General features: G+C 32.9%; 25 protein-coding genes. 4 read left to right on the top strand and 21 right to left on the bottom strand.

Annotation, left to right across the window (positions count from 1 at the left end; translation table 11 throughout):
- The 7 genes from OH806_RS10890 to recQ all read right to left on the bottom strand — a co-directional run bounded on the left by OH806_RS10890 (nt 1) and on the right by recQ (nt 8,507).
- Nucleotides 1-1,353, bottom strand: a complete 1,353-nt coding sequence (locus OH806_RS10890; RefSeq protein ID WP_264743709.1) for a TolC family protein — start codon at nt 1,351-1,353, stop codon at nt 1-3.
- An 82-nt stretch (nt 1,354-1,435) separates the two neighbouring features.
- Nucleotides 1,436-2,029 (bottom strand): TetR/AcrR family transcriptional regulator, encoded by a 594-nt coding sequence (locus tag OH806_RS10885; protein WP_264743708.1) that lies wholly within the window; start codon nt 2,027-2,029, stop codon nt 1,436-1,438.
- A 138-nt stretch (nt 2,030-2,167) separates the two neighbouring features.
- The gene (locus OH806_RS10880) at nt 2,168-2,992 is read right to left on the bottom strand and encodes a CvfB family protein (protein WP_264743707.1); all 825 of its coding nucleotides are present in this window, start codon (nt 2,990-2,992) and stop codon (nt 2,168-2,170) included.
- Between the two features lie 141 nt (nt 2,993-3,133).
- Complete coding sequence (gene lpdA, locus OH806_RS10875) at nt 3,134-4,537, bottom strand: dihydrolipoyl dehydrogenase (RefSeq protein ID WP_264743706.1); 1,404 nt, start codon at nt 4,535-4,537, stop codon at nt 3,134-3,136.
- 123 nt (nt 4,538-4,660) lie between these two features.
- Nucleotides 4,661-5,011 (bottom strand): hypothetical protein, encoded by a 351-nt coding sequence (locus tag OH806_RS10870; RefSeq protein ID WP_264743705.1) that lies wholly within the window; start codon nt 5,009-5,011, stop codon nt 4,661-4,663.
- 60 nt (nt 5,012-5,071) lie between these two features.
- A complete protein-coding gene (locus OH806_RS10865) occupies nt 5,072-6,154 on the bottom strand; it encodes a glycosyltransferase (RefSeq protein WP_264743704.1) in 1,083 nt (360 codons plus the stop codon).
- A gap of 148 nt (nt 6,155-6,302) precedes the next feature.
- On the bottom strand, nt 6,303-8,507 hold the full coding sequence (recQ, locus tag OH806_RS10860) for a DNA helicase RecQ (protein ID WP_264743703.1): 2,205 nt from the start codon (nt 8,505-8,507) through the stop codon (nt 6,303-6,305).
- Between the two features lie 158 nt (nt 8,508-8,665).
- Between recQ and OH806_RS10855 the strand changes: the two genes are divergently transcribed.
- Nucleotides 8,666-9,625 (top strand): KpsF/GutQ family sugar-phosphate isomerase, encoded by a 960-nt coding sequence (locus OH806_RS10855; protein ID WP_264743702.1) that lies wholly within the window; start codon nt 8,666-8,668, stop codon nt 9,623-9,625.
- Nucleotides 9,626-9,681: 56 nt separating this feature from the next.
- Here the strand turns inward: OH806_RS10855 and OH806_RS10850 are convergent, their stop codons facing one another.
- The 3 genes from OH806_RS10850 to OH806_RS10840 all read right to left on the bottom strand — a co-directional run bounded on the left by OH806_RS10850 (nt 9,682) and on the right by OH806_RS10840 (nt 11,500).
- Complete coding sequence (locus tag OH806_RS10850) at nt 9,682-10,554, bottom strand: pirin family protein (RefSeq protein WP_264743701.1); 873 nt, start codon at nt 10,552-10,554, stop codon at nt 9,682-9,684.
- Nucleotides 10,555-10,629: 75 nt separating this feature from the next.
- Nucleotides 10,630-11,121, bottom strand: coding sequence for a DUF1731 domain-containing protein (locus tag OH806_RS10845; RefSeq protein ID WP_264743700.1), 492 nt, complete (start codon nt 11,119-11,121; stop codon nt 10,630-10,632).
- Complete coding sequence (locus OH806_RS10840; RefSeq protein WP_264743699.1) at nt 11,084-11,500, bottom strand: NAD-dependent epimerase/dehydratase family protein; 417 nt, start codon at nt 11,498-11,500, stop codon at nt 11,084-11,086. The genes OH806_RS10845 and OH806_RS10840 overlap by 38 nt, the downstream gene beginning before the upstream one ends.
- Nucleotides 11,501-11,695: 195 nt before the next feature.
- Between OH806_RS10840 and OH806_RS10835 the strand changes: the two genes are divergently transcribed.
- Together OH806_RS10835 and tatC are read left to right on the top strand one after the other, a co-directional pair.
- The gene (locus OH806_RS10835; protein WP_264743698.1) at nt 11,696-12,064 is read left to right on the top strand and encodes a winged helix-turn-helix transcriptional regulator; all 369 of its coding nucleotides are present in this window, start codon (nt 11,696-11,698) and stop codon (nt 12,062-12,064) included.
- A gap of 64 nt (nt 12,065-12,128) precedes the next feature.
- A complete protein-coding gene (tatC, locus tag OH806_RS10830; RefSeq protein WP_264743697.1) occupies nt 12,129-12,956 on the top strand; it encodes a twin-arginine translocase subunit TatC in 828 nt (275 codons plus the stop codon).
- Nucleotides 12,957-13,025: 69 nt separating this feature from the next.
- Here tatC and OH806_RS10825 read toward each other — a convergent pair whose 3' ends face one another.
- The 8 genes from OH806_RS10825 to OH806_RS10790 form a co-directional block, all read right to left on the bottom strand.
- Nucleotides 13,026-13,898, bottom strand: a complete 873-nt coding sequence (locus tag OH806_RS10825; RefSeq protein WP_264743696.1) for a ChaN family lipoprotein — start codon at nt 13,896-13,898, stop codon at nt 13,026-13,028.
- 289 nt (nt 13,899-14,187) lie between these two features.
- Nucleotides 14,188-15,216 (bottom strand): hemin-degrading factor, encoded by a 1,029-nt coding sequence (locus OH806_RS10820; RefSeq protein WP_264743695.1) that lies wholly within the window; start codon nt 15,214-15,216, stop codon nt 14,188-14,190.
- 20 nt (nt 15,217-15,236) lie between these two features.
- Nucleotides 15,237-15,887, bottom strand: coding sequence for a class I SAM-dependent methyltransferase (locus OH806_RS10815; protein WP_264743694.1), 651 nt, complete (start codon nt 15,885-15,887; stop codon nt 15,237-15,239).
- 1 nt (nt 15,888) lies between these two features.
- Nucleotides 15,889-16,659: a heme ABC transporter ATP-binding protein gene (locus tag OH806_RS10810; RefSeq protein ID WP_264743693.1), complete on the bottom strand. Its 771-nt coding sequence runs from the start codon at nt 16,657-16,659 to the stop codon at nt 15,889-15,891.
- The gene (locus OH806_RS10805; protein WP_264743692.1) at nt 16,659-17,699 is read right to left on the bottom strand and encodes a FecCD family ABC transporter permease; all 1,041 of its coding nucleotides are present in this window, start codon (nt 17,697-17,699) and stop codon (nt 16,659-16,661) included. Before OH806_RS10805 ends, OH806_RS10810 begins: the two co-directional genes overlap by 1 nt.
- Nucleotides 17,683-18,561 carry a heme/hemin ABC transporter substrate-binding protein gene (locus OH806_RS10800; protein ID WP_264743691.1) on the bottom strand — a complete coding sequence of 293 codons (879 nt, stop codon included), beginning with the start codon at nt 18,559-18,561 and terminating at the stop codon, nt 17,683-17,685. Before OH806_RS10800 ends, OH806_RS10805 begins: the two co-directional genes overlap by 17 nt.
- Before the next feature lie 20 nt (nt 18,562-18,581).
- Nucleotides 18,582-19,667 (bottom strand): HmuY family protein, encoded by a 1,086-nt coding sequence (locus OH806_RS10795; RefSeq protein ID WP_264743690.1) that lies wholly within the window; start codon nt 19,665-19,667, stop codon nt 18,582-18,584.
- An 11-nt stretch (nt 19,668-19,678) separates the two neighbouring features.
- Complete coding sequence (locus OH806_RS10790; protein WP_264743689.1) at nt 19,679-21,811, bottom strand: TonB-dependent receptor plug domain-containing protein; 2,133 nt, start codon at nt 21,809-21,811, stop codon at nt 19,679-19,681.
- Nucleotides 21,812-21,920: 109 nt separating this feature from the next.
- On the opposite strand from OH806_RS10790, the gene OH806_RS10785 reads away from it, so the two are divergent.
- Nucleotides 21,921-22,724: a T9SS type A sorting domain-containing protein gene (locus OH806_RS10785; RefSeq protein ID WP_264743688.1), complete on the top strand. Its 804-nt coding sequence runs from the start codon at nt 21,921-21,923 to the stop codon at nt 22,722-22,724.
- Nucleotides 22,725-22,842: 118 nt separating this feature from the next.
- Here the strand turns inward: OH806_RS10785 and OH806_RS10780 are convergent, their stop codons facing one another.
- From OH806_RS10780 to OH806_RS10770, 3 genes are all read right to left on the bottom strand, one after another.
- Nucleotides 22,843-23,133: a putative quinol monooxygenase gene (locus tag OH806_RS10780; protein WP_264743687.1), complete on the bottom strand. Its 291-nt coding sequence runs from the start codon at nt 23,131-23,133 to the stop codon at nt 22,843-22,845.
- A 91-nt stretch (nt 23,134-23,224) separates the two neighbouring features.
- The gene (locus OH806_RS10775) at nt 23,225-24,109 is read right to left on the bottom strand and encodes a sulfite exporter TauE/SafE family protein (protein WP_264743686.1); all 885 of its coding nucleotides are present in this window, start codon (nt 24,107-24,109) and stop codon (nt 23,225-23,227) included.
- Nucleotide 24,110: 1 nt separating this feature from the next.
- A complete protein-coding gene (locus OH806_RS10770) occupies nt 24,111-25,352 on the bottom strand; it encodes a sulfate adenylyltransferase subunit 1 (RefSeq protein WP_264743685.1) in 1,242 nt (413 codons plus the stop codon).
- Nucleotides 25,353-25,379 lie beyond the last annotated feature (27 nt).

Below are 25,379 nucleotides of genomic sequence, written 5' to 3'. Positions count from 1 at the left end.
TTATTGGTTTTGTAGTGTATTTAATTCACCTTTAGCTTTTATCAGTTTTATTTCCGCTTGTTTATAATCTAGTAAAGCATTAGCATGATTTTGTTTTGCCTGTGTTAAAGCATTTTCAGCATCTAAAACTTCTGTAAGATTAGCCAATCCATACTGATAATTTGACTGTGTATTTTTTTGCACTTTTTCAGCCAATTCAACATTTTCTTTCATGCTTTTCAGATTGATTAAGGCATTTTCAATATTCGTAACCGAATTTTCATAATCTAAATTTAAACTCAGTTTAGTATTTTCAATATCCTGATTCAAATCCTGAATATCAATTTCGGCCTGCTGTATTTTAGCTTTTGTGGCTCCACCTGTAAAAATGGGAATATTTACATTAAGACCTATTGAGGCAAAATCACTCCAGTTCACACCATTGTTTAAACCATTTGTAAGAGGAAATTTACCTCCTACTCCATACCAACCGTAATTACCTTGCAAACCAACCGTAGGATAAAGTAATGCCTCTGTTGCTTTTTTGTTATATTGTAAAAGTTCTTTCTGTTTTTCAAGAACTTTTATTTCAGAACGGTTCTCAATATTCGTTACAGAAGCCAATAACTCAGGTTTAGGCTCAATTTCTCTCTCTTCCAGTTCAATTTCAGTATCAATAGGAATACCCATATAGAATTTAAGGGCATTTTTCGCTAAATCAACTCCATTGATTAACCTTTGCTTATTAGAACTTATATTAGTAAGTTGTACGTTTGTTCTGTCTAAATCTATTTCTTTAGCCAAACCATTATCAACTAAACTTTTAATAATATTTCTTACTTTTTCGGTATTGGTATAACTAGACTCTACCGTTTTCAAGTTCTCTTCCTGAACAAAAACATTGTAGTAAGCAGTTGCTACATTTTCAATAATTTGCTCATTCGTAAGCTGAGAATTAAGAATATAAAACTCGCGTGTAGATTTCGCGGCTTTTAATCCTGTAAATACTCTCTGGTCAAATAATGTCTGGTAAACCGATGCCGAAATATTTGACGTCCAAGGTTGTCCCATTTTTACTACAGTTCTCTGTCCTCCAAAATCAAGTACAGATTCTTGAATAATCGGGTTATAGGTAATATTACCTGTTGCACTTACTTGTGGAAGTGCTCCTGCTCTAGCTTCATCAATTTTATATTCCGCTTTTTTCACCTGTAAAGCAGCTTTTTTAGCTTCTGCTTTGTTCTGAAGCGCCTGTTTTATGGCTTCTTGTAAAGAAATCTGCTGTTGAGCAGACACAGATGAATAACCGAAAATCATAAATGCTGCAGCTATCCCAATTTTTAGCTTTTTTGCAGTTATACGTTTCCTTTTCATAATTTTATTACTACGTTTATTATTTTCTTAGATGATTTTATTTATAAAAGACGAATGTATTTTCAAAATACTTTAATCTATTTTAGTGCTTAAATAACATATTTAATATTATTTCTTTTCTTTCGGAGATCAACTGATCATATTCTTTATCATCAATGATAAGATTCTCCATCAATAAAGGTCTGACTGCACTAGGAAAAACAAGCAGAGAAATCATATTAAGGATAAATTGTACAGGCTTCATCTTTTCAATTCTTCCTAGCTCCATTTCTTTTTCAATATCTCGATAGAATTTATTAAGATCGTGTTCCTCAATATCTTTTCGTTGACAATTCCCTTTATTAATCTGTGAAACAATATAAGTTTCAAGGTAAGGGTAACGCAAACTTGTAGACAAACTGCTTTCTATAAACTCACTTATTTTCTCTTTAAAAGGCATTTCAGAATCCATTATAATATCAGATTTCTCTCTCTCCACCTTCTGAGCTTCTTCAAAAACAATCTGAATAAGATTATCTCTCGAACGGAAATAGTAATTTATCAGAGTTCTATTTATCCCTGCCGCATCCGCAATCTCTTGTGTAGTAGCATCAAATTTGCCTTTCACAAAGAATAAATTCTTTGCCGTTTCCTTGATTAACTCCTGCGTTTGGTCCTTTTTTGCTTGATTTGACATTTTTGTTAAACAAATTTGTCGCAAAATTATAACAAATATTTTTTTTGACAAAATTGTTAAACAAAAAATTTAAATAGATTTTATGAAAACTTTACATTATAAAAAAAGCGAGTAGAAAATTCTACTCGCTTTTTTGTTTTATAATAACCGTATTTTATCATCTAAAATATCAATTATTTTATCTTTATAAAGACCTCCGATTGCTTTCTTAAAGTTCTTTTTACTCATCTGAACCTCATCCTTGATTTCTTCCGGTGAAGATTTGTCTGAAAGATGAAGCAAACCATAATTCTCCTCTAATTTATTGAGAATTTTTTGTTTGAATTCGTCAATATTTTCAAATCCTTCCGGTTGTAAAGAAACATCTATTTTGCCATCTTCACGAATTGCCTTAATGTATCCCGTTTCTTCTGACAAAGGGTATAACTTCTTGAATACATCCGAAGCATATATCAATCCGATATATTTTTTATTAATGACAACATTCCAGCCCAATTCGCTTTCATTCATCATAATCAAATCAACTTTATCTCCTTTCTTAAAAGGTAAATCCTGATACTGAGGATTTCTTTTAAATTTAGTAGTCCCAGTAATTAAATCTAAACTTTCATCAACATAGATATGTACTAAATATCTTTTACCTTCAATGATTTTAGATTTTTGCTGCTTATAAGGAATGAATAAATCTTTAATAATTCCCCAATCCATAAATGCTCCACTTGGAAGACTTTGAACACAGCTCATCACAGCAAATTCGCCGACTTCAGCCAAAGGAATTTCAGTTGTTGCCTTTAATTTATTATCATCCTGATATACAAAAACTTCAACTTCTTCATCAATCTCTTTTTCGTCCTGAATGAAAATTTTGGGCAAAAAAGCCTTTTCACCTAATTCATCTGTTAAAATCCATCCTGAATTGATTTTTTCCGAAATTTTTAAAGTTTGAGTTTTTCCGAGTTGCATGTAAAGATAATATTAGTCTGCAAAGGTATGGAAAATATAACCGAAAGAGCAAAATGAAGTTCAAATGAAAAGCATTCATATACTTCAACAAAAAAGAGAGGCATTTTCGCCTCTCTTGAATATATAAATGATTAAATAAAATTAAATATGAATTGCTCTCTTTCCTGTAGCATCCAATGCAGCTTCTTTAATAGCTTCTGCATACGTTGGATGAGCATGAGAACTTCTTGCGATATCTTCTGCACTTGCACGGAATTCCATTGCGATTACACCTTCTGCAATAAGGTCTGCAGCTCTTGCTCCAATCACGTGGAAACCTAAAACTTCATCAGTCTTTTCGTCAGCAATAATTTTCACTAAACCATCAACATCACCACTTGCACGGCTTCTTCCCAAAGCTCTCATTGGGAAAGAACCTACCTTGTAAGCCACACCTTCTTCTTTTAGTTGTTCTTCAGTTTTACCAACTCCTGCAACTTCAGGCCAAGTATATACAACCCCCGGAATCAGGTTATAATTGATATGAGGCTTTTGACCAGCTAAAGTTTCAGCAACGAAAACTCCTTCTTCTTCAGCTTTATGAGCCAACATTGCTCCTTTGATAACATCTCCGATTGCGTAGATGTTTGCAACATTAGTTTGTAAGTGATCATTTGTTTTAATTCTTCCTCTTTCGTCAAGCTCCACTCCTGCTTTTTCAAGTCCAAGACCTTCTGTATAAGGTCTTCTTCCCACAGAAACTAAACAATAATCTCCTTCTACAACTACTTCTTCTCCTTTTTTATCTTTAGCTGTAACTTTTACAGAGTCTCCATTTCTTTCAACTGCAGAAACAGCCGTAGAAAGCATGAATTTCATTCCTTGTTTTTTAAGAACTTTAGTCAATTCTTTACTTAAAGCTCCATCCATTCCAGGGATGATTTTATCCATAAACTCAACAACAGTAACCTGAGCTCCTAATCTTAAATAAACAGAACCTAGCTCAAGACCGATAACTCCTCCTCCGATAACTACCAAATGCTTAGGAATTTCCTTAAGATTTAATGCTTCCGTAGAAGTAATGATTCTTTCTTTATCTAAAGTAATGAAAGGCAAAGAAGATGGTTTAGAACCAGTTGCAATAATTGTATATTTAGACTCTATGGTTTCAGTAGAACCGTCGTTCTTCGTTACTTTAATCTGAGTAGCAGATTCAAAGCTTCCAACTCCTTCAAAAACAGTAATTTTGTTTTTGTCCATCAAAAAGTTGATACCTTTTGTAGTTTGTTCTACTACTTCATTTTTTCTGGCAATCATTCTTGCAATGTCTGCCTTTGGTTCATTAATGATGATTCCATGGTTTTCGAAATTGTGTTTTGCATTTTCGAAATGTTCAGAACTATCTAAAAGCGCTTTTGACGGAATACATCCCACATTAAGGCAAGTTCCTCCTAAAGTTGAATATTTCTCGATAATTGCTGTTGTGAAGCCTAATTGTGCAGCACGAATTGCAGCAACATAACCACCAGGACCAGAACCGATTACGGTAACATCGAATTGACTCATGTTATTTTATGAATTTGTTTATTATTATCAATCTTAATTCTTACAAATTTACAGATTAATTACCAAGTGCCAAAGTGTGTTTCGCCAAATTTGAAATAGAAATTTTTATTGTATTCTGAAATATTACAAATCTACATTCAGTTTCCCTTGCCCGAATTCTCCTGTACTTTCAAAATAAGAACCTCCAAACACATACCAATCAAGGCTTTCCAGATATTCAACAGCATTTTCGGGAGTTATTTGCGGACGGTCTTTTTTCGAAACAATTCCTTTGTACCATCTTCCTGAATTGGAGAAACTTTCATATTCAACAAAATAACGGATCCAGATTCTCTGGCACAATTTGCACTGCTGAATACTTACTTCTCGGTATCTTCCATTAGAATGATCTATTCCCAGCTGAGAGCTTCTGTATTCTGTATAATTTGAGGTCGGTTTTTCACAAGCACATCCTAATTTCTGAATTTTGTTCATGAATAAATAATAGATAAAATTTAAAGTTCAAATTTAGGTAAATACTGAGTTTTAATTGTATTATTTATTAATCATTTCCAAAAGTAATTTTTCATACTTATCCAAAATGATATGCTTTGAAAACCTTGATCGAATGGAATTTTTAATAGCTGTTTTATCATGTTCTCTTTGAAGTACAGAAATGATTTTCTCCGCAAAATTGTCATGATTTTCGATATCAACAATTTCGCCGTTGATATTATCCTGAATAATTTCGTTAATTCCACCAGGGCAGTTATTGGCTAGAGAATACACTCCACAAGCTCCGGCCTCAAGCAAAACATTCGGAAAACCTTCATATCTTGATGAGAGAATAAATAAATCTGCATACTTCAGAAATTGGTAAGGATTTTCCTGTCTTCCATGGAAAACAACCTGATTTAACCCTAAAAAATCTTTCATTTGATGAAGTAGTTCTCTATCGTCACCGTCACCTAAAATATGAAGAATAATATTTTCATTTTTAAGTCTGGAAAAAACCTTTAAAAGATTGTCAAAACCTTTCCTTCCCGATAAATTTCCAATAGCAACTACATTCTTGTAATTGTATTTAAAACTTTCAGGTTTTATTGAGCTTTCAAGTTTTGAATTAATAAACTCAAAATCAACAGGATTATTTATTTTGACAATTTTCTTTTGCTTAATACTAAAATTGTCAATCAAATCCTTCTTCATATCATCACTTTGAGCAATGACTTTGTGATAATTATTGTAAAAATTATAGAAAAACTTTATTTCTTTTCTGGTAACATGTTGAGATACAACATTCGTTTCACGAGCTATGAATTTAGTTCTCGGAAAAAGTTTTATAAACAGTGATAAATATGCATTTACTTCTCCAAAACCCGAAAAGACAATATCAGGTTTTCTTCTATAAATCTCTCTTAAAATTGGTTTCAAAGAATGCCTGATTCTTTCTGTATTAACATCAATAATTTCAACATCTTCTTTTAAGAAATTAAGATACCCTCCTTGCTTGCGTAACAACAAAATTTTAGGTTCAAATCTATCTCGGGAAAGATGATTCGCAATGGTGGTAACAATCCTTTCTGCACCTCCGGTCTCCAGATCCGGCAGAATAAATATGACAGAAATCTTTTTCATCAGTGTAAAATTAGTAAAAAGTTTGGTACAGTTTAGTTTCAATCCATAAAAACAGAAATAATTACATGGTATTTGACCAAATTTTAATAAAAAAGAAACCCTTCTTTTGAAAGGATTTCTTTTTTATTTCATTATCATTTAAATGATTCTAATTAGCTACATCACTAATGAATTTTATTCTCAACATTCTTACTTCTTCATCTGATAATTCATCTCCAAATTCATCTAATAAAACTTTCATGCTGTCACTTTCAGATTCGTTCATAAATTCCATGAATTCATCAACGATATCTTCATCAAAATTATCTTCAATATAATAATCAATATTTAATTTTGTTCCTTGATACACGATACGCTCCATTTCTTTCAACAATTCATCCATTGAAAGGTTTTTAGCTCTTGCAATGTCTTCAAGGTCAATTTTTTTGTCAGTACTCTGAATAATAAAAACTTTGTGGCTAGATTTGTTTGCCACCTGTTTCAGAACCATATCCTGAGTACGCTCGATATTATTATCCTCTACATATTTACTGATGAAATCAGCAAATTCTTTTCCATACTTTTTTGCTTTTCCTTCACCAACACCATATATTTTTGTAATTTCTTCAACAGTAATCGGGTATTGAACCGTCATATCCTCCAAACTAGGATCCATAAATACGGTATAAGGTGGAATCCCATGTTTTTTGGCTACTTTTTTTCTCAATTCTTTCAGCTGACCAAATAAATTCTGATCTAAACCTCCTCCGGACTGCATTTGCACCTGATCACTTTCAGCTTTAGCCTGAGTCAAATCAAATTCTCTGTCTTCAGCAATTAAGAAAGGAGGTTCTAGTTTACCCTCCAAAAGCTGTTTTCCTTTTTCGGCAATCTTTAAAACTCCATACGTTTCAATATCTTTCTGTATATAGTTCTGAACTGTGCCCTGTCTTAGAATACTTTTCCAATAATTATCTTTTTCCTCTTTTCCGAAACCGAAATAAGACGATTGTTCTAATTTATAAGATTTGGTAACTGCCGTTTCTTTTCCACCAATTACAGAGATTAAATCTTTAGCTTTGAACTTTTCTCCTGTATCTCTAATTAGCTCAAGAGCTTTCTTCAAATCATTCGTAGCATCTTTTAATTTCGGAGGATTTGATGAGTTATCACACATCTTCGCTCCCTCTCCATTAACAGGATCAAAATTCTCCCCGAAATAATATAAAATATATTGTCTTCTACTCATTGAAGTTTCGGCATAACCTACAACTTCATTTAAAAGCTGTAACCCAATTTCCCTTTCGGAAACAGGCTTTTGAGCCAAGAATTTCTCTAGTTTTTCAATATCTTTCGGATCATAGAATGCCAAACAATGACCTTCTCCTCCGTCTCGACCGGCACGACCGGTTTCCTGATAATAACTTTCTAAAGATTTTGGAAAATCATAATGAATTACAAATCGTACATCCGGTTTATCAATCCCCATTCCAAATGCAATTGTAGCGACAATCACATCTACTTCTTCCATCAAAAATTTGTCCTGATTTGCGACCCTTATTTTTTGGTCAAGACCAGCGTGATAAGGTAAAGCATTTACACCATTAACCTGTAACAGTTGAGCAAACTCTTCTACCTTTCTTCGGCTTAGACAATAAACAATCCCTGATTTGCCTTTGTGTTGATTTATAAACTTTACAATCTCTTTGTCAACATTTACTTTAGGACGTACTTCATAATAAAGATTAGGTCTGTTAAAGCTTTCTTTAAAAACCAAAGCATTTGTCATTCCCAAAGTTTTCTGGATATCATCCTGAACTTTAGGTGTTGCTGTTGCCGTTAATGCAATTACCGGAACTTCGGCAATTTTATCAATAATTTGCTTAAGATTTCTGTATTCTGGTCTAAAATCGTGTCCCCATTCTGAAATACAGTGTGCCTCATCAATAGCAAAGAAAGAAATTTTCACTTCTTTCAAAAAGTCCAGATAATCTTCCTTAATCAATGATTCAGGAGCAACATATAAAAGTTTTGTTTTACCACTTTTAATATCATCAAAAACCTGTTTGGTTTGTGTTTTATTCAATGATGAATTCAAAACATGCGCTACCCCATCATCAGACGAAAGACCGTTTACCGCATCTACCTGATTCTTCATTAACGCTATTAAGGGAGAAACTACTATCGCTGTGCCTTCAGAAATAAGTGCCGGAAGCTGATAACATAAAGATTTACCACCTCCTGTCGGCATTAAAACAAAAATATCTTTCCCAGCTAACAGGTTATCTATGATTTGTTCTTGTTGACCTTTAAAAGTAGAAAACCCGAAATGTTTTTTCAATTCGCCTGATAAATTGGCTTTTTTTGCGCTCATCTAATTTTCTATTGCTAAATTTGCATCTATTCCAAAGTTATAAAAATTTTACTTAAAATAAAAGCGAACGAATTTATAAAAAATAAAACTTATATTAAATATTCTTTTTAAAATATAACATTTTTTAAGAGATTTTTTGTAAGCCCTATCAAAATAAAATGGAAAATACCAATATTATTTCAATAGCAAAAAAAACTATAGAAATAGAAATTTCAGAACTTGAAAAATTAAAAAGCCGTATTAATGAGGATTTTGCCAAAGCTGTAGAAATCATTCATTCGGCAAAAGGAAAACTAATTGTTGTAGGAATCGGGAAATCTGCCCATGTCGGAAATAAAATTGTAGCTACATTAAATTCCACAGGTACACCATCACAATTTTTACACGCTTCAGAAGCTATTCATGGGGATTTAGGAGTTATTCAAAAGCAGGATGTGGTTTTATGCATTTCAAATTCGGGAAATTCTCCTGAAATTGTAAATCTCGTTCCATATTTGAAGAACTATTCCTCAGCTTTAATAGGAATGACAGGAAACAAAAAGAGCAAATTGGCCGAGTTTTCTGAAGTTATTTTGGACACCCATGTTGATATGGAAGCGTGTCCCAATAAATTAGCTCCTACAAGTTCTACCACTTTACAAATGGCTTTAGGTGATGCTTTGGCGGTATGTTTGATGGAATTAAACCAATTCAAAGAAACTGATTTCGCAAAATTTCATCCAGGAGGAAGTTTAGGAAAGAACCTTACAGCAACTGTAGAACAATTTTTATCTTCTCAAAAACCTCAGGTTTCAGATACGGCATCTATAAGAGAGGTTATCATTTCAATAAGTTCTTCTTCACATGGAATTACAGTTGTAACCAACAATAATGAAATTATAGGTGTTATTACGGACGGAGATTTGAGAAGAATGCTAATGAAAAATGAAGATGTTTCATTCATTATAGCAAAAGATATTATGTCTAAAAACCCTAAAACAATTGAGAAAGAGGCATTAGCTAAAGAGGCAATGAGAATTTTGAAAGAAAACAATATCGGGCAATTGATTGTTACTGAAAACGGAAATTATCACGGTATTATCGACATTCACAGACTTCTGGACGAAGGAATTATATAAAAAACAATCAGGCAGAGAAATAATCTCTGCCTGATTTATTACTACTTCTTTTATTTTTATAATGTTCCAAATTTCCCTGCCTGAAACTCTTCAAATGCTTTCACCAATTGTTCCTGAGTGTTCATTACAAATGGACCGTAATGTGCGATAGGCTCATTTAGAGGTTCTCCGCTTACAATCAAAACGATAGTATTATCACTTGTCGCTTCAAGGCTGAACGTATCTCCTTTTTCATTTTCAAACATTGCAAAAGTGTCTTTATTCAGATTCTCTGTTCCGTTAACAACAACTCCGCCTTCAATAATAAGAATCGCTGTATTGTAATGATTCGGAAATTCAAAAACAGCTTTTCCTCCTTTATTCAAGTATGCATTAAACATATTGATTGGAGAATAGGTAGTTGCTTTTCCTTTTTGCCCCTGATATTCACCTGCAATTACATTTATAAAGCCTCCGTTATTTTCAAGCTGTACTTTAGTCATATCATCAAACAACAAATCCTGATAATGAGGTTTGGTTTCACGGTCTTTTGCAGGAAGATTCACCCACATTTGCACCATTTGAAAAGTACCACCTTCTTTAGACCATTCTTCTTCGTGATATTCTTCGTGAAGAATTCCTGCTCCGGCTGTCATCCATTGTACATCACCTTCTCCTATCACACCATGATTTCTGTAACTGTCTCTGTGCGCAATTTTACCTTTATAAGCTACTGTTACAGTTTCAAAACCTTTGTGTGGATGTGGACCTACTCCTCTCGGAATTTCCTCAGCCTCAAATTCTATATCCGCATTATACCCTAGTGCAAAAAAAGGATCCATTCTACGACGGGTAATTCCTCTCCCTATAAATGATGTGGTATAAAATGCATTTCCAACCCAATTGAATGAGCCTGGATGCAATACTTTTTCTATATTTCTAGTATTCATTTCTTTATTTTTTAGATTAATTTTTTAATATTAGCTAACATCAAATGAGTAGCTGTGAACAATAAAGTTATCATATTAAATTTTAGATTTTGTGATTAAATTTTTAACAGCTTTTTCAATATCAGGATATTTGAAAACAAAGCCTTCATTTTCAATTTTCCTTGAAACTAAATGCTGCCCTTTAAACTTTGAAATCGGCAACTTATCATTCAATCCTAATTCATTTGAAATAGCTTTGTAAATATCTTGTTGTGAGGCAGGTTGTGGTGCCACAGAATTATAAATGTCATCTAATTTTTTCTCAACTGCAAAAGCAAAAATTCCTGCCATATCTTCTACATGATTCCAAGGAACAGCCGAATCATTTTCCTTAAAAATAATATTCGGATCACTTTTTACTATTTGTTCATACACCGGGAAAATCCCCCCTTCATTACCTAAAACCAAAGACACTCTTATTTTAGATACATTTTCAGCAATTCCGTCTTCTTTAAATCTGTCTGCTGCTTTTTCCCAATCATCACTAAGATCAGCCGCAAAACCGATTCCTTTTTTTTCCGTTTTCATCAATTTCAAGTGTACGTTCCTGAAACCCGTAATACCCAATTGCTGAAGCCGAAACAAAAGCTTTAAGTTTATGACCTCTTTTTTTCAGTTCTTCACGAAGGAAATCGGAAGCTCCTATTCTACTTTCATACACCAGCTTTTTACGTTCTAATGTTAAAGGTGTTCCGTCATTCAATTTAGAACCTGCCAAATGCACAATATAATCCACTCCTTCTAATGCTTTATCATCAATTGTTTTCTCATGAACATCCCATTTGAACTCATTACTTTCTCTAGGGCTTCTTGTTAATAATTTAATATTGTAATTTTCCTTTAAAATCTGAATCAAATGACCTGCTATAAAACTATTTGCTCCTGTTATTAATACTGTTTCTTTCATTTCTATATTTTGTTTTGTGATTGAATACAAATTACCCTACTGATACCCTCTATATGAATCAAAAAAAAGATTATATCTGAGTAAACTTGTCTTTTCATAGTAATATTTATGATTTCTTGTACAAATTTATGGCTGAAATAAGCTATATTTGGTATGGGTTAACTTTAGGTAACTGGTAACAAAAAAGTAAGCGAAATGGTAAAAAAACCGATTTCAGATCCACCTGCATGTACAGGAAACTTATTAGCCATGCGTGATACGCTCGAAACTCTTGGCGGAAAATGGAAACTATTAATTCTTCACTATTTAATCGTTCGTGAAGATGATAGTAATACTTTTAAAAAAATGGAGCGTGACATTGACGGTATTTCGTCGAAAATGCTGTCTAAAGAACTTAAAGATTTAGAAGCTAACAAGCTCATTAAAAGAGAGGAGCAAAAAACCAAACCCATAAAAGTAGAATACTCTATCACAGAATACGGAAAATCTACCAAAGAAATTATTGATATACTTGTAAACTGGGGAAAAAAACATCGCATAAACATTTTAGAATCTTATGAATAGCTCTATATTAGAGATTAATTTCATAATTTCGCAACTTTAAAACCTCAATATAAAAAATTTCTAAATGAGTGAAGGTAAAGAAATGTCCTTTCTTGGACATATAGGAGAATTAAGAGGTCATCTCATACGCTCGATTATCGCTATTGTATTAGCCGCATTTATCGTTGGTTTTAATATCAACTGGATAATGGATCATATTTTCTTTGGCCCAACAAGAAATGATTTTCCTACCTTTAAAATTGTGAATCATTTTTCGAGAATGATTTTGGGAGAAGACAGCATTACACTTCCTAAAGATTTCCCTGTACGTGTACAAAGACTTTATCAACAGTTTAATGTAATGATGGCTGTTTCCATTTTTGGAGGAATAGTAGTTGCGTTCCCGTATATTGTTTGGGAACTTTGGAGATTTATCAGCCCTGCTTTACACCCAAATGAAAGAAAAAACTCTGTTTTTATCATCAATGCAGTATGGGTTCTTTTTATGACAGGAGTTTTGTGCGGATATTTTCTAATTCTTCCGTTTGCAGTTAATTTCGGGGTAATTTTTAAAATTTCCGATATTATTGTACCTCTTTATGATTTAAGTGATTATACTACATTATTTTTACAGGTTGTGATAGGTATGGGTGTTATTTTTCTTTTCCCAATTCTTATTTATTTCCTTACAAGTATCGGAATTCTTACGCCAATGTTTATGAAAACCTACCGTCGTCATGCCATTGTTTTGATTATGGTAGTTGCAGCAATCATTACTCCCGCAGATGTTCTAAGTATGCTGATGGCTGCATTCCCGCTTCTTTTGCTGTATGAATTCAGTATTGTAATGTGTTCTTACACTTATAAAAAAGCACAGAAACGAGAAGGAAATCTTCCTGCCGTTCAAGATTAAATATTACTAAATAAAAAAATAAATTCCCGTAAATAGATTTTTACGGGAATTTTTAATTGAAATTAAACCTTAATATGTTTTCGTCATATCCGCAGGAATTATCAGGTTAAAATCTGTCGGAATATAATCCTTCTCAGGAATTTTCAGATCTGGATTTTCAGATTCAAAAACGGAAATGACAGCCATTTTTAGGTTCGGATTTTTCTGTTTAATATACCAATAAATTCCACCAAATTCTTTAGAATGATAATTTCCGTTATAATGAATAAAAAGCTTTCCGGGTTGAATATTTTTCAAAATAGATTCAGCCATTGTAGCATCTTTTATAGCTTGAGCCGAAATAAAATTCATCACTTTTGGACCTTCTGCATGTTCGCCCATCATAGCTTTCATTTCAGGATAACCAGGTGTATCAAGTGTTACTTTTATAGGTAATTGAGCAATATACGATTTATCTTTTTCAGACAGTTTATTTAAAGATTCTAATCCTTCTTTTGCGGTTTGAGAAGCATATCTTCTTGGCACATTGGTTGCTATAAAATCCAATTTTTTGGCTTTAGCAAAATCAACCAAAGGTTTGTAGTCGGTTGAAAAATTATTCCATAAACGAGCAGAATCTCTCAATGTTTTTGCATCAAACTTTCCACTTAAATATTGATTCAAGTGCGATTGATTATCTCTTTCAAACATTTCTGCCCCCAAAATAATTTGTCCGTTTTTTTGTTGATACAGTGCTTCCGTAACTTTCAGCTGAAGCCAATGATTGATTGAATTATTATGATTTTCACCAAAAAAAACAACATCATATTCAGCTAACTGCTTAATCAATTTTTCAGTTTTTATTTCCTTTCCTTTTTTATCATAGAATTGATAGGCTTTAAAATTTTGGGCATTTATTTTACAAAAACCTATTGACAATATCGCTAAAAAAATATTTTTCATTTTTATCATTTTTGTAAAAATAGATTAATAAACTTTAACCACAAAAGTCACAAAAGTATCTTTAGCTTTCTTAGCACTTTAGTTGATTTTAGAAATATTTTGAATATAAAATTAAGAACACTTTAGTTTTTTTGAAAATCTCTGATTTTCATCTTGTCTGAGCTTCAATACACATAATTATTTAAACTTTAGTAGTCAAATCGTTTATGACTTTTGTGGTTACAATTCAAAATAAAAGACCGCTTTGAATTATAAAAAACAAAACGGCCTCAAAAAAATATCTAACTATTTATTTTTCTAATTCTACAACCAAATCTTTCCATTCCTGCAATTCAGGAATTCCCGGTTTTCTTTTACCAAAGAATTGAACGATAAAATCTCCTTCTTTGTTAAATACTTCTATTGCTGTAACTTCGCCATCTTCCGTTGGTTTCTTTACAATCCAAGTTTCTGCAATCGCACTCATATCCAAATGTAAATTGAAATCAGGATCCATTACATTAAACCATTGCTGATGCCAAAGCGTTTTTTTTACATTTCCTGTGTGAATTTGAATGATTCCTCTGTTTCCGACAAAAACCATGATTGGAAGTTGCCTTTCTGAAGCATCTTCTAAAACATTAACAACTTTTGCATTATCAATTTTTTTTGCAAAACCTTCAGGAGCTAATCTCAACGCCTGAGTTCTGCTCACTCCGAATTTTCTGGTCATCATAAAGAAATCGTGAGTGTCTTTCAGTTCTCGCCATGCATTTTGGAAACCTTCAACGTCTATTTCGGAATCGGGTTTTTCTTCTGCTTTTGGCTCAAGAGTTTCAAATTCGAAAACCTGATTTTGGTTTTCATCTTTGAATTTTTCAACAATAACCTCAAAAGCAGCTTCGTTGCTATCTTTCGTCAAATAAATTTTGTGAAGAGCCGATCCGTCTTTTCCGAAAAACTGAAGACTTTTTTTATCACCTTCAACTACTCCGAAAGCAAATTTCCAATGATTCAGAAAAATTCTCAAATCAATATCTTCTCCTACAAAAAGTTGTGCATGAGGACTGCTAAAATCTCCGTTCTGATAAGTACCTTTTCTCTCATGAACACATTCATTATTACGTGTAAGAGCCATTACTTTTCCTAATTGCTCTACATCCATTAAAATATCTTTAAAATCAGGTCTCAAAACAGTTACCCCTTCACCAATGTTGGTAACCAACAATTCGGCTTCGCTTACTCCTAATTGTGAAGCTGCATTTCTAATTCTCAAATGTGGATTTTCAGCCTTCAAAGCCTCCCATTTTTGCTTTAATTCGTTAATTAATGTACTCATTATTTTTATTGTTTTTTTATTTACTTTTTAATAGTTAAAACCGTATAATTTCTCGTTATGGTTTCGTCTCCTGTTTTACTTTTTACCTGCTCTTCTTTTTCAGAAACTTTCATTCTTTTAAAATGGCTTTTAGCAACCAACTCCTCCATTTCATCGGTATTATACAATGTAAAATCAAATTGTGTGAAAGGTAATTTCTCCATAAAATCTCTTTGCCCAAAAGTCAATACAAATGTTCCTTTATCTTTCAAAACCCTATAGATTTCATTTAAAAAGTCAATCGGTTTTTTCCAGAAATAGACTGTATTTACAGTGAATATTTTATCAAACTTTTTATCTTCAAAAGGAAATTTTTCACCTTCATATAAAATAAAATTCACCTGACTCTCATATTCTTGGTTCAATCTTTTGGCTTCCTGATGCATGGTTTCGGAAATATCAATTCCTGTATATTGTATATTCTGAGCTTTACTCAAAATACTTTTGACATGACCTGCATTTCCATGACCGATTTCAAGAATCGTTTCGTGATCTTCAATTAAAAGTGTTTTAATGCTTTCAAGAGTCATTCCTATGTTTGTATCATTCATCATCTCACCAATTTCAATCCCTTTTTCGCCTTGAGGATTCGCAAGATTCTGAGCTAATATTTTTAAGTCTTCTTTTTCCATATTATCCAAAAATAATCATTGGGTTATTAGTAATGGGATGTTCACAAATGGTACACGGAAAATTGTATGCTTCACTAATGTTTTTAGCAGTAAAAACTTCCTGTGGCGTTCCGTACGCGGCAACTCGTCCTGATTTCATCAATAGAATTTTATCGGCAAACTGAGCAGCCAAATTCAAATCATGAAGAACAACCACGGCAGAATTTGCCTTTTCAGTAAAGTTTTTAATAATTTCCAATGTTTTGTATTGATGTTTTATATCCAAATTATTTAAAGGTTCGTCAAGAAAAACCAATTTATGAGCTATTTCGTTCTGCAATTGTGCCATTATCCTCGAAAGATGTACACGTTGCTTCTCTCCTCCGGAAAGCGTATTGTATTCTCTATCTTTTAAATGAACAATATCTGTTTCTAACATCATTCCGTTTATCGCTTCATGGTCTTCTTGTCTTGGCTGCGCCTCAAAATACGGATAACGTCCCATCATTACTACGTCTTTTACATCAAGCGAAATATCATTACTGTTATGCTGAGAAAATTTGGCTTTATGCTTAGATAATTCCCCAATTTCCCAATCTCTGATATTTTTATCTTTAAATACAATTTGATGTTTAGATTTTATTTCATTCGCCAACACACTCAAAAGGCTTGATTTTCCAGCTCCGTTTGGTCCTACAATTGCCAAAAATTCTCCGTATTCCAATATAACATCAATTCCTTCTAAAATATGAAAGTCTTTATGTTTATAACTAATCTGATGCGCCTTTATCATTACAATGATTTTTTGAGTTTAACTAAAATAGCGATGAAAATTGGCCCACCCATTAAAGCCGTTAAAATACCAATCGGCAATTCTGAAGGTTGCACTATACTTCTACTTAACGTGTCTGCCAACAATAGCAAAACACTCCCAAAAACTGCCGATAAAGGCAATATGAATACATAATTTGACTTAAACAAAAGCCTTAAAATATAGGGTATAATAAGACCTACAAAGCCAATTGTTCCTGAAAAAGCAACACAACTTCCCACCATCAATGCAGTAAGAATTATAATTTGCTTTTTTAATCTTTCTACATTAATTCCTAAATGCTGAGCATCTTTTTCGCCCAACATCATTGCGTTTAAAGCCTTTCCTTTGGGCAAAAGAATAAAATAAGAGATTAAAACAACAATTACTAAAATGATATTCTTCGTCCAGGTTGCAGCCGCTAAACTTCCTAAATTCCAAAAGGTTAAATCTCTTAATTGTTCATCTTTTGAAATATAAATCAGAAATCCTGTAATCGAAAAACCAATCGCCGTAATAGCAACACCCGTCAGCAACATCATTACAACATTTGTTTTTCCTCCACTTGTTGAAATTTTATACACCAACAACATCGACAAAAAAGAACCGATAAAAGCAGCAATTCCTACTAATGAAAATTGTACAGCTTCAGGAAGATAGTGTTTGAAATACCCTCCTAAAACAATAGTAATAGCTGCAAGTAATGTAGCTCCCGAAGTCAATCCTATTAAATCTCCTGTTGCCAAAGGATTTTTAAACAATCCTTGTAAACTTGTTCCTGAAACAGCAAGCATACTTCCTATAAGAATCGCCATCACAATTCTGGCTGCTCTTACATCCCAAACCACATATTTATCACTTAGAGATAATCTTGAATCACCTTTAATATATTGAATCAATACATCAAATGCAGACTTATCTCCAAAATCGTATACTCCGATATTGAGCGACCATACTGCTATAATTACAAGCAGTACGGTGCTCATCAAAATATACAGATAAAGTTTATTTTGTGCTTTCAATTAAAAGTTTGTTTAATTGTACTGCTGCCTCACCTAATCTTGGACCGAAACTTGAAACTAAACCTCCATCCATTGCAATAATCTTTTTATTTTTTCCAGCGTTTGTTTGAGAAACTCCTGGCATTTGAAGAGCACCTTCGTTACCACCAGCACCTTGCAATCCGCTTGTAAAGAAGAATAATACATCAGGATTTGCCTTTACAACAGCTTCTGGAGTTAATGGCTTGAAATCTGCAAAATCATTCACAGCATTTTCTCCTCCTGCAATCTCAATCAATGAAGTCATAGGTGTATTTTTCCCTGAAACCATCAACATATTTCCTCTGGCATAAATGAACAATACTTTTGGTTTTTTAGCAATTGGCTGAATCTGTTTTAAATCGGCATCAATTTTATCATTTAGTTTTTGATACTCTTCACTTCCTATTGCTTTTGCTACGTCAGCAATTAGTTTTTTAGTTCCTTCAACCGTAAATTCTTGCTTGAAAGTTTCTGTTTTAATGCCTGAGGACTTCAATTTACCCATCAACTCAGGATTAATATCCTTATCAGAAGCTAAAATCAACGTAGGGTTTACAGCCATGATTGGCTCAATTGTCATAGACCTTACATGTCCCAAATCTTTGGCTGTAGCTTTTAATGTCTCTGGATAGGTACTTGTAACATCGGTACCAACGATTTCTTTTTCGTAACCCAATTCGCTTACGATTTCTGTAATTCCACCGTTAAGCGTTACAATTTTATTATTAGATTTTGGTGCTTCAGAACTGATTTCTGTACTGTTTCCAGCTTTCGATCCTTCTGCTTTTTTACAAGAATATACTGCAAGAAGAACAGATGTTGCAATGATTAATTTTTTCATGATATATTATTTAATTTATTTTACAAAGGTTTATATTCAAATTGAGGATATCCTCTTTCACCTGTATTGCTATTAGTAAGTCTCGTAAACCTAAGTTTAAAGTAATAGCCATCAGAATCTTTAATGATGTAAAAACGATCGTTGTAAACTTCCAGTCCGTTTGCACCTACAGGATTTCTCCAATTTCCACCAATAACTCTATAGTCATTGTAAATGAATTTAGATTTATCAATATCTGATGCTTTGAAATTATTATAAGCCTCAATTCCGGATCCAGAGATAATTTTAACTTCGTAAGCTCCAACTCCTCCTACATTATTATTGTTGACAAAATCGGCATAAACATAACTTCCTGCACCTTCAATAACATTCGTGAATACGGTAAAACAGATATCCCATTTCTTTTTTTCGGGCTGAATGTAAACTTCCTTATTATTTTTAAGGCTGATGAAATTAAAATTATAAGCCTGATTTTTAGCGACAACGATTTCTTTGTGTTTTGAATCATTTAGTTCAGCATATCTTACTTTGTAACCTTCTCCGAACCTTATTACCTGAATTTTCATCCATCCTCTGGAATCTCCTCCTGTTACTACAGAACCATTGGCAACAGTTCCCGTATAGATTTCTTTACCCATATTCAAAAGATAAATTCCGTTTTCGATTTCGGTGGGTTTTATTTCTTCAATCGCAGTATAACCTGACGGAAAATCACCTTTAACATCGTCTACATAAACTTCATTAGAAGGATTGAAGTTGGCTACCTGAACCTGATTTTTCAAAGGTGCTACACTACTTTCTGTAACCTGATCAATATCGATTGCATTAGGAATTTTTCCTGCAGCCATCATAATTGAAGAATTTATAATTACTTTAAATTCTCCTCCTGAATACAACGCAATATCCCAATCTGTTCTTTTTGTTACAACTTCCCTATTTTCACTTAAATCAAACCAAACCTGATTGGGCTGTGTGGCTCCTCCAACATGAGGCTCAATAATATCTCCCTCAATTTTAGATACTTTTACAATATCTTCATTATCATTAATACAAGATTGAGAAATAAGAGAAACGCCTATTACAAAGCAATAAAGTATTTTTTTCATTTTAATACTATTTAAAAGTTATAGTTTAATCGGGCAAAATAACTTCTGCCGTAAAAAAGATTTTGTTGGCTATTGGCTGCATTATGTGCACTTCCTGACTGAATAGAATTTCTTACACTGCTTACATTGAATATATTTTTTACCCCTGCACTTATTTCAAAATGATTTTTAAAGAAAGGCTGAGAAATAGTAAAATTCATCATGTTGTAACTCCCTACTTCTCCCAAAATGAATCTTGGAGGAGCTGAAATATCAGAAGTAGACTCATGTACAAACTGTTTTCTTACTCCTGTATATTTATAATACAATGCAAATAATGTTTTTGTTTTAGGAAGTGTATAATTAGCCGAAAAGTTGGCTTCTGCATAGAAATTATAATCAGATGGAGATTGAGCATCTCCCGCTACAAGTTCTTGCGAAATTCCCATTACAGAAATACCTGCGTTAAATGATACATTATCTTTTTTTGCAGAAATACCTCCACCGAAAAGCAAAGAATTATATCTGTTAATATTAAGATAAGTGAATTTCAAAGGAATATTACTCACTATAACACTTTCAATTCTATCTTTTACATCCAGATACATCGCAGAAAGGCTTGCATCAAACTTCCAGGCATTTTGTGTTTGAGATTGGTAATCCCAAAATAAGCCTAACGAATATCCCTTCTCAGGAGCTAAATTCTCATTCCCACGAATATCATGATTAGCATCTACCGTATAAGAATACAGCTCTTCGTATGTCGGAAATCTATTAGAAGAACCAAAAACTGCACGTAAGTTTGATTTTTCAGAAGTCTGATATCTAGCCGTTAATGAATAATTACTTTGCGAGTCAAACCTGTCACTAAAAGCTAATCTATAACCCGGTCGTAAAGAAAATTTGTCTGAAACATTCCATTCTGCAGATATGAAATTGGCATAATTAAATATTGCTTTATTGATACTTTCTCGCCCTTCAATACTTTGAAATGTAGAGGCACTCGCAAAACCGCTTGTTCTATCTAGCTCATATCCTATCTGGAAATTAATCTTTTTACTATCTAAAAAATTACTGAACATTCCTCTGGAATATAAAACTTTAGAATCGTAATAAGTATTTTTAGGTTCGCGGGAAATTTCTTGCCTGTTCGGAATATCAAATTGATAATCCTGACTATTTCTTTCTTGAGTTTGATATGAAAAATCACCGAGATAATTTATTCTTCCCAATTTTGTCTGTATATTGAACTGATGAATCCATCGTTTGGTAAAGTAATCTTTATCCTTTCCTATATACGTTCTTTCACCTCCTCCCAAAGGTAATTCTTCGGTATTCTGATTATAATAATTAATCTCTTCCTTCAAAAAATTTAGCTTGTAGAATAAAGTCGTATTATTTTTACTATAACGTACCGAAGCATTAGTCGTTAATTGGTCTTTAGGAAGCCATTCATACCCTCTTTCTCCATTACTCGATTCACTAAAATATTTGTAACCGTTATACTTTCCTTTATACCCTTGAAAATCGTTGTGATTAATATCGGCTGCTATAGTCCAATTATCATTTATTCTGTATCCCAAATTCAAAGATTGAATATGTTTTCCATTTCCTTTTTTGAGCCAGTCATAATCTTTAGCCACAGTTTCTTCCTGAACAGATAAGTTGACATTTACTTTCTTATTGTACCCTTTTTTAGTTATGATATTAATAACTCCGGTCACTGCGTTATTTCCGTATTCCACCCCCATCGCTCCTTTTACCACCTCAATGCGCTCAATATTATTGACATTGATTTTGCTTAAATCCACCTGATTACCACTTCCTCTATCGGTCACAACAGGGATATTATCAATCAATATTTTGGTATAAGCACCATTCAAGCCCATGATATTAGCCTGAAAATCACCATTTCCACTATCCGGAACTATTAAAACATTAAGATTTTGATTAAGAACTTCCGCTGCGGTAGTTACTGCCATATTCTTGATTTGCTGCGCAGTAATTACCTCAACTTTATAAATAGATTTATTAATAGATTGCTGCATATACTGCCCCGTAATAACAACTTCTTCTATTTTCAATTGATTAAGAGAATCTTTTTCCTGTGCATCCATCCATAAGGCTACAGATAATAAGGCTACAGAAAGTACTTTCTTCTTCATAAGGATAAAAATTTCGACAAATATATAATTTTATTTAGAATAGTTAAAAATAATTTATTAGTTTTGTAAAACAATTCTAAATAAATATTACAATAAATAAAATACTATTATGAACTTACGATTACTTTTTGGAGCTTTAGTGTTAACAACAGCCACTGCAAATGCCCAGCTAGCAACGATTTACGAAAACTTTGACGGATTTACTTCAGGGAGTTCAACTTTCCCACAAAACGGATGGACAGTAAAATTAGCAGCCAACCCAATGCCTTATCCACCAGCTCCGTTAATGATAGTTACGACAGACACCAATAAATCTATTCAAGCATATTCAGGGAATAATTCTAGTCAGCCTTCATATCTTATCTCTCCTCAAATTGTAACACCTACAGGTGACAAAACTTTGTCTTTTAAAGCGACATTAGCTTCGCCATCTCCAGGTCCTGGTTCTATACAAATCGGAATAGCTTCTGACCCTTTAGATATGAGCACATTTGTGGCAGTTGGTGATTTGATTAATTTAGCTACCGTAAACGCTACTCAGAACGTAAATATCCCGATTCCTGCATCTACAGGTTCATACATTGTTTTTAAGTTTACCCCTACAGCAAGTCACGTAGCTTTACAAATAGACGATGTCATTTACAATACACCTTCGAGTCTTGCAGTTTCAGATAACATAAAATCTAAAGAGAAAACTCAATTTGCATTAACTCCTGACAACTCAACGTTACAATTTTCAGCTAACAAAGAACCTAAAGCAATCCATGTGTATTCAGCTTCAGGAGCAAAAGTAATTGAAGGAAAATTAAACAATAAAAAACTAGACATCACTCAACTTCAAACAGGAGTTTATTACATTTTAATTGAAGAAGCAAACGGCAGTTTAACAAAATCTAAATTTATCAAGAAATAAAATATTTCACGATTTATTATTAAACAATTCAAATTTTAATACTTTCTATTTTTTCTAATAAAAAGGCTGTTCAAATTATTTGAACAGCCTTTTGACATTTTAAGTAAAATATTTTCTTTTATAAAGTTTTAAATCCTTTGTAGACCTGAGTAGAGCTTTCAAGCATTTTTGAAGCATCTCTTCTAAAGTTTAATAAATGGTCTTGTCCATTATGTCGATTAAGGTGTTCTTCACTTTCCCATAATTCAACCATGAAAAAACTTCCTTTATTATCTTTATCTTCAACTAAATCATACTGCAAACATCCTTCCTCCTTTCTTGTTTCTCTTACCAAAGTTTGGAAAAGTTCAATCGCTTCCATCAGATAATTTTCATTAAACTTAAAAAGCGCAATTACATATACATTCATATTCTTTTTTTAATGCGGTAAAAGTAAAATATTTTTAAAATCAATTTCAATTTTTATCTATTTTATTTTTCCACATTCAAGAAATTTCCCATTAAAAAACAGATTTACAAATCGTAATTGAACTCATAATAATCACCAAAGTCCCGATCACAATAAACATTCCTTTTACAGGTAGTTTTGCAGTCAGCATTGCCGAAAAAGGAGCTGTGATAATACCCCCGATAAGAAGCCCTAAAATAATATTCCAATGCTGAATACCTAATGTAAAAATAAACGTAATTGCTGCTGTTATCGTCAAAATAAACTTGGCAACTGTGGAACTTCCTACTGCAAATCTCGGTGTAAAAGCATTTTTGATTAAAGTTCCTGTCACCAAAGGCCCCCAACCTCCACCTGCAAAGGAATCTATAAATCCACCAATTACTCCCAATCGGGTTAAATTTGTTTTCCTTTTTAAAGATTTACTCTGTTTTTTCTTAAAAGCATTCGATAAAATCTGGAATCCAAGATATAAAGTGTAAAATGCAATGACAGTTTTGGTAATTTTTGCATAATATTCACCCAAATAAGTAAGACTCAAAGCACCGATAATTGCCCCGATAATTGCAGGAATCGCTAATCTCTTGACTAAACTTTTACTTACATTTTTCAGCTTAATATGACTAATACTTCCTGCCGCAGTCGTAAAACTTTCAGCAGAGTGAATACTTGCACTTACAATATGCGGCGGAATGTTCAGAAATAAAAGCGTGGTTGTGCAAATCACGCCATATCCCATTCCCATAGACCCGGCAACGATTTCCGCTAAAACTCCCACCAAAAGCATCCAATAAAAAATGTAATTATCTTTTGCCAAAATGGTAAAAAGCTCATCCAGATAACCCAGTTCATACATTGAAAATATGGCAATCAATACTAATGCAATCGTTACCAACAATATATTTAATCTTACCTGAATTTTTCGCGAAATTACCATACTATAAAATCATTAAAGCTCCAACGGTAGAATTACTTGTTTCGTCAATCAGGATTGCGCTTCCCGTATCATTGTTTTCTTCAAAACTGTCAAAAACCAATGGCGAAGAAGTTTTCAGTCTTACTTTTACGACTTCATTAAGCTTAATCCCTGAATACATCGGAATGTTTTCCAAAGTATTTACATCTATTTTATAGTCAATTTCTTTTACAATTGCCTTTAGAACCTTGCTTTTATGTTGAATGAAATACTTATTTCCTTCATTTAATTCTTTTTTATCGAGCCAGCAGACAACAGCATCAATTTCGTTTTCAACTTTTGGCTGATTATCAGTTTTTACAATGAAATCTCCTCTGCTGATATCAATATCATCCTCCGTATGCAAAACTGCAGGTTGATTGGCAAATACAAAATCAACTTCTTTTCCTCCTGTTTCAACTTTTGAAATCTTGGTTTCAATATTCTGCGGAAGAATTGTAACCTTATCACCTTTCCTATAAATTCCGGAAATCACCTGTCCTGAGTACCCTCTGTAATCATGCAACTCATCGGTTTGAGGACGAATCACATACTGAACCTGAAATCTTGCTTTTTCTAAGTTAACATCTTCATTTACGTCAACCGTTTCAAGAAAATTCAAAAGAGTTGAACCTTTATACCAAGGTGTTCTCTCCGATTTATCAACAATATTATCACCATAAAATGCAGAAATCGGGAAATAATTTACATTTTCAAGTCCTAATTTTTGAGCAACCAATTGATATTGAGCTTTTATATCATTAAAAACTTCTTCGGAATAATCAACCAAATCCATTTTATTGATAGCCACTACCACATTTTTCATTTTTAATAATGAAGCGATGATAGAATGCCTTCTTGTTTGCTCAATTACACCTTGTCTCGCATCAATAAGGATAATAATTAATTGAGAATTCGACGCTCCCGTTATCATATTTCTGGTGTACTGAATATGCCCCGGCGCATCTGCAATGATAAATTTTCTTTTCGGAGTTGAAAAATAACGATACGCCACATCAATTGTGATTCCCTGTTCTCTTTCCGCTCTCAAACCATCCGTAAGAATGGCTAAATCTACTCCGTTTTCGTTCTTGTTTTTTGATTGTTTTTCCAATGCTTCAAGCTGGTCAATCAATATATTTTTACTATCATACAAAAGTCTTCCGATAAGAGTGCTTTTCCCATCGTCTACACTTCCTGCAGTTATAAATCTTAGTATATCCATTTTAGTTATGAATTATGAGTGATAAGT

This window comes from Chryseobacterium oryctis, assembly GCF_025971925.1.
Taxonomy (GTDB): Bacteria; Bacteroidota; Bacteroidia; order Flavobacteriales; family Weeksellaceae; genus Chryseobacterium; species Chryseobacterium oryctis.
This window is presented reverse-complemented; position numbering and strand designations above follow the sequence as displayed.

Coding starts and splice junctions, on each gene's coding strand:
- OH806_RS10890 (WP_264743709.1), bottom strand. CDS start 1,353: ATGAAAAGGAAACGTATAACTGCAAAAAAGCTAAAAATTGGGATAGCT.
- OH806_RS10885 (WP_264743708.1), bottom strand. CDS start 2,029: ATGTCAAATCAAGCAAAAAAGGACCAAACGCAGGAGTTAATCAAGGAA.
- OH806_RS10880 (WP_264743707.1), bottom strand. CDS start 2,992: ATGCAACTCGGAAAAACTCAAACTTTAAAAATTTCGGAAAAAATCAAT.
- lpdA (WP_264743706.1), bottom strand. CDS start 4,537: ATGAGTCAATTCGATGTTACCGTAATCGGTTCTGGTCCTGGTGGTTAT.
- OH806_RS10870 (WP_264743705.1), bottom strand. CDS start 5,011: ATGAACAAAATTCAGAAATTAGGATGTGCTTGTGAAAAACCGACCTCA.
- OH806_RS10865 (WP_264743704.1), bottom strand. CDS start 6,154: ATGAAAAAGATTTCTGTCATATTTATTCTGCCGGATCTGGAGACCGGA.
- recQ (WP_264743703.1), bottom strand. CDS start 8,507: ATGAGCGCAAAAAAAGCCAATTTATCAGGCGAATTGAAAAAACATTTC.
- OH806_RS10855 (WP_264743702.1), top strand. CDS start 8,666: ATGGAAAATACCAATATTATTTCAATAGCAAAAAAAACTATAGAAATA.
- OH806_RS10850 (WP_264743701.1), bottom strand. CDS start 10,554: ATGAATACTAGAAATATAGAAAAAGTATTGCATCCAGGCTCATTCAAT.
- OH806_RS10845 (WP_264743700.1), bottom strand. CDS start 11,121: ATGAAAACGGAAAAAAAAGGAATCGGTTTTGCGGCTGATCTTAGTGAT.
- OH806_RS10840 (WP_264743699.1), bottom strand. CDS start 11,500: ATGAAAGAAACAGTATTAATAACAGGAGCAAATAGTTTTATAGCAGGT.
- OH806_RS10835 (WP_264743698.1), top strand. CDS start 11,696: ATGGTAAAAAAACCGATTTCAGATCCACCTGCATGTACAGGAAACTTA.
- tatC (WP_264743697.1), top strand. CDS start 12,129: ATGAGTGAAGGTAAAGAAATGTCCTTTCTTGGACATATAGGAGAATTA.
- OH806_RS10825 (WP_264743696.1), bottom strand. CDS start 13,898: ATGAAAAATATTTTTTTAGCGATATTGTCAATAGGTTTTTGTAAAATA.
- OH806_RS10820 (WP_264743695.1), bottom strand. CDS start 15,216: ATGAGTACATTAATTAACGAATTAAAGCAAAAATGGGAGGCTTTGAAG.
- OH806_RS10815 (WP_264743694.1), bottom strand. CDS start 15,887: ATGGAAAAAGAAGACTTAAAAATATTAGCTCAGAATCTTGCGAATCCT.
- OH806_RS10810 (WP_264743693.1), bottom strand. CDS start 16,659: ATGATAAAGGCGCATCAGATTAGTTATAAACATAAAGACTTTCATATT.
- OH806_RS10800 (WP_264743691.1), bottom strand. CDS start 18,561: ATGAAAAAATTAATCATTGCAACATCTGTTCTTCTTGCAGTATATTCT.
- OH806_RS10795 (WP_264743690.1), bottom strand. CDS start 19,667: ATGAAAAAAATACTTTATTGCTTTGTAATAGGCGTTTCTCTTATTTCT.
- OH806_RS10790 (WP_264743689.1), bottom strand. CDS start 21,811: ATGAAGAAGAAAGTACTTTCTGTAGCCTTATTATCTGTAGCCTTATGG.
- OH806_RS10785 (WP_264743688.1), top strand. CDS start 21,921: ATGAACTTACGATTACTTTTTGGAGCTTTAGTGTTAACAACAGCCACT.
- OH806_RS10780 (WP_264743687.1), bottom strand. CDS start 23,133: ATGAATGTATATGTAATTGCGCTTTTTAAGTTTAATGAAAATTATCTG.
- OH806_RS10775 (WP_264743686.1), bottom strand. CDS start 24,109: ATGGTAATTTCGCGAAAAATTCAGGTAAGATTAAATATATTGTTGGTA.
- OH806_RS10770 (WP_264743685.1), bottom strand. CDS start 25,352: ATGGATATACTAAGATTTATAACTGCAGGAAGTGTAGACGATGGGAAA.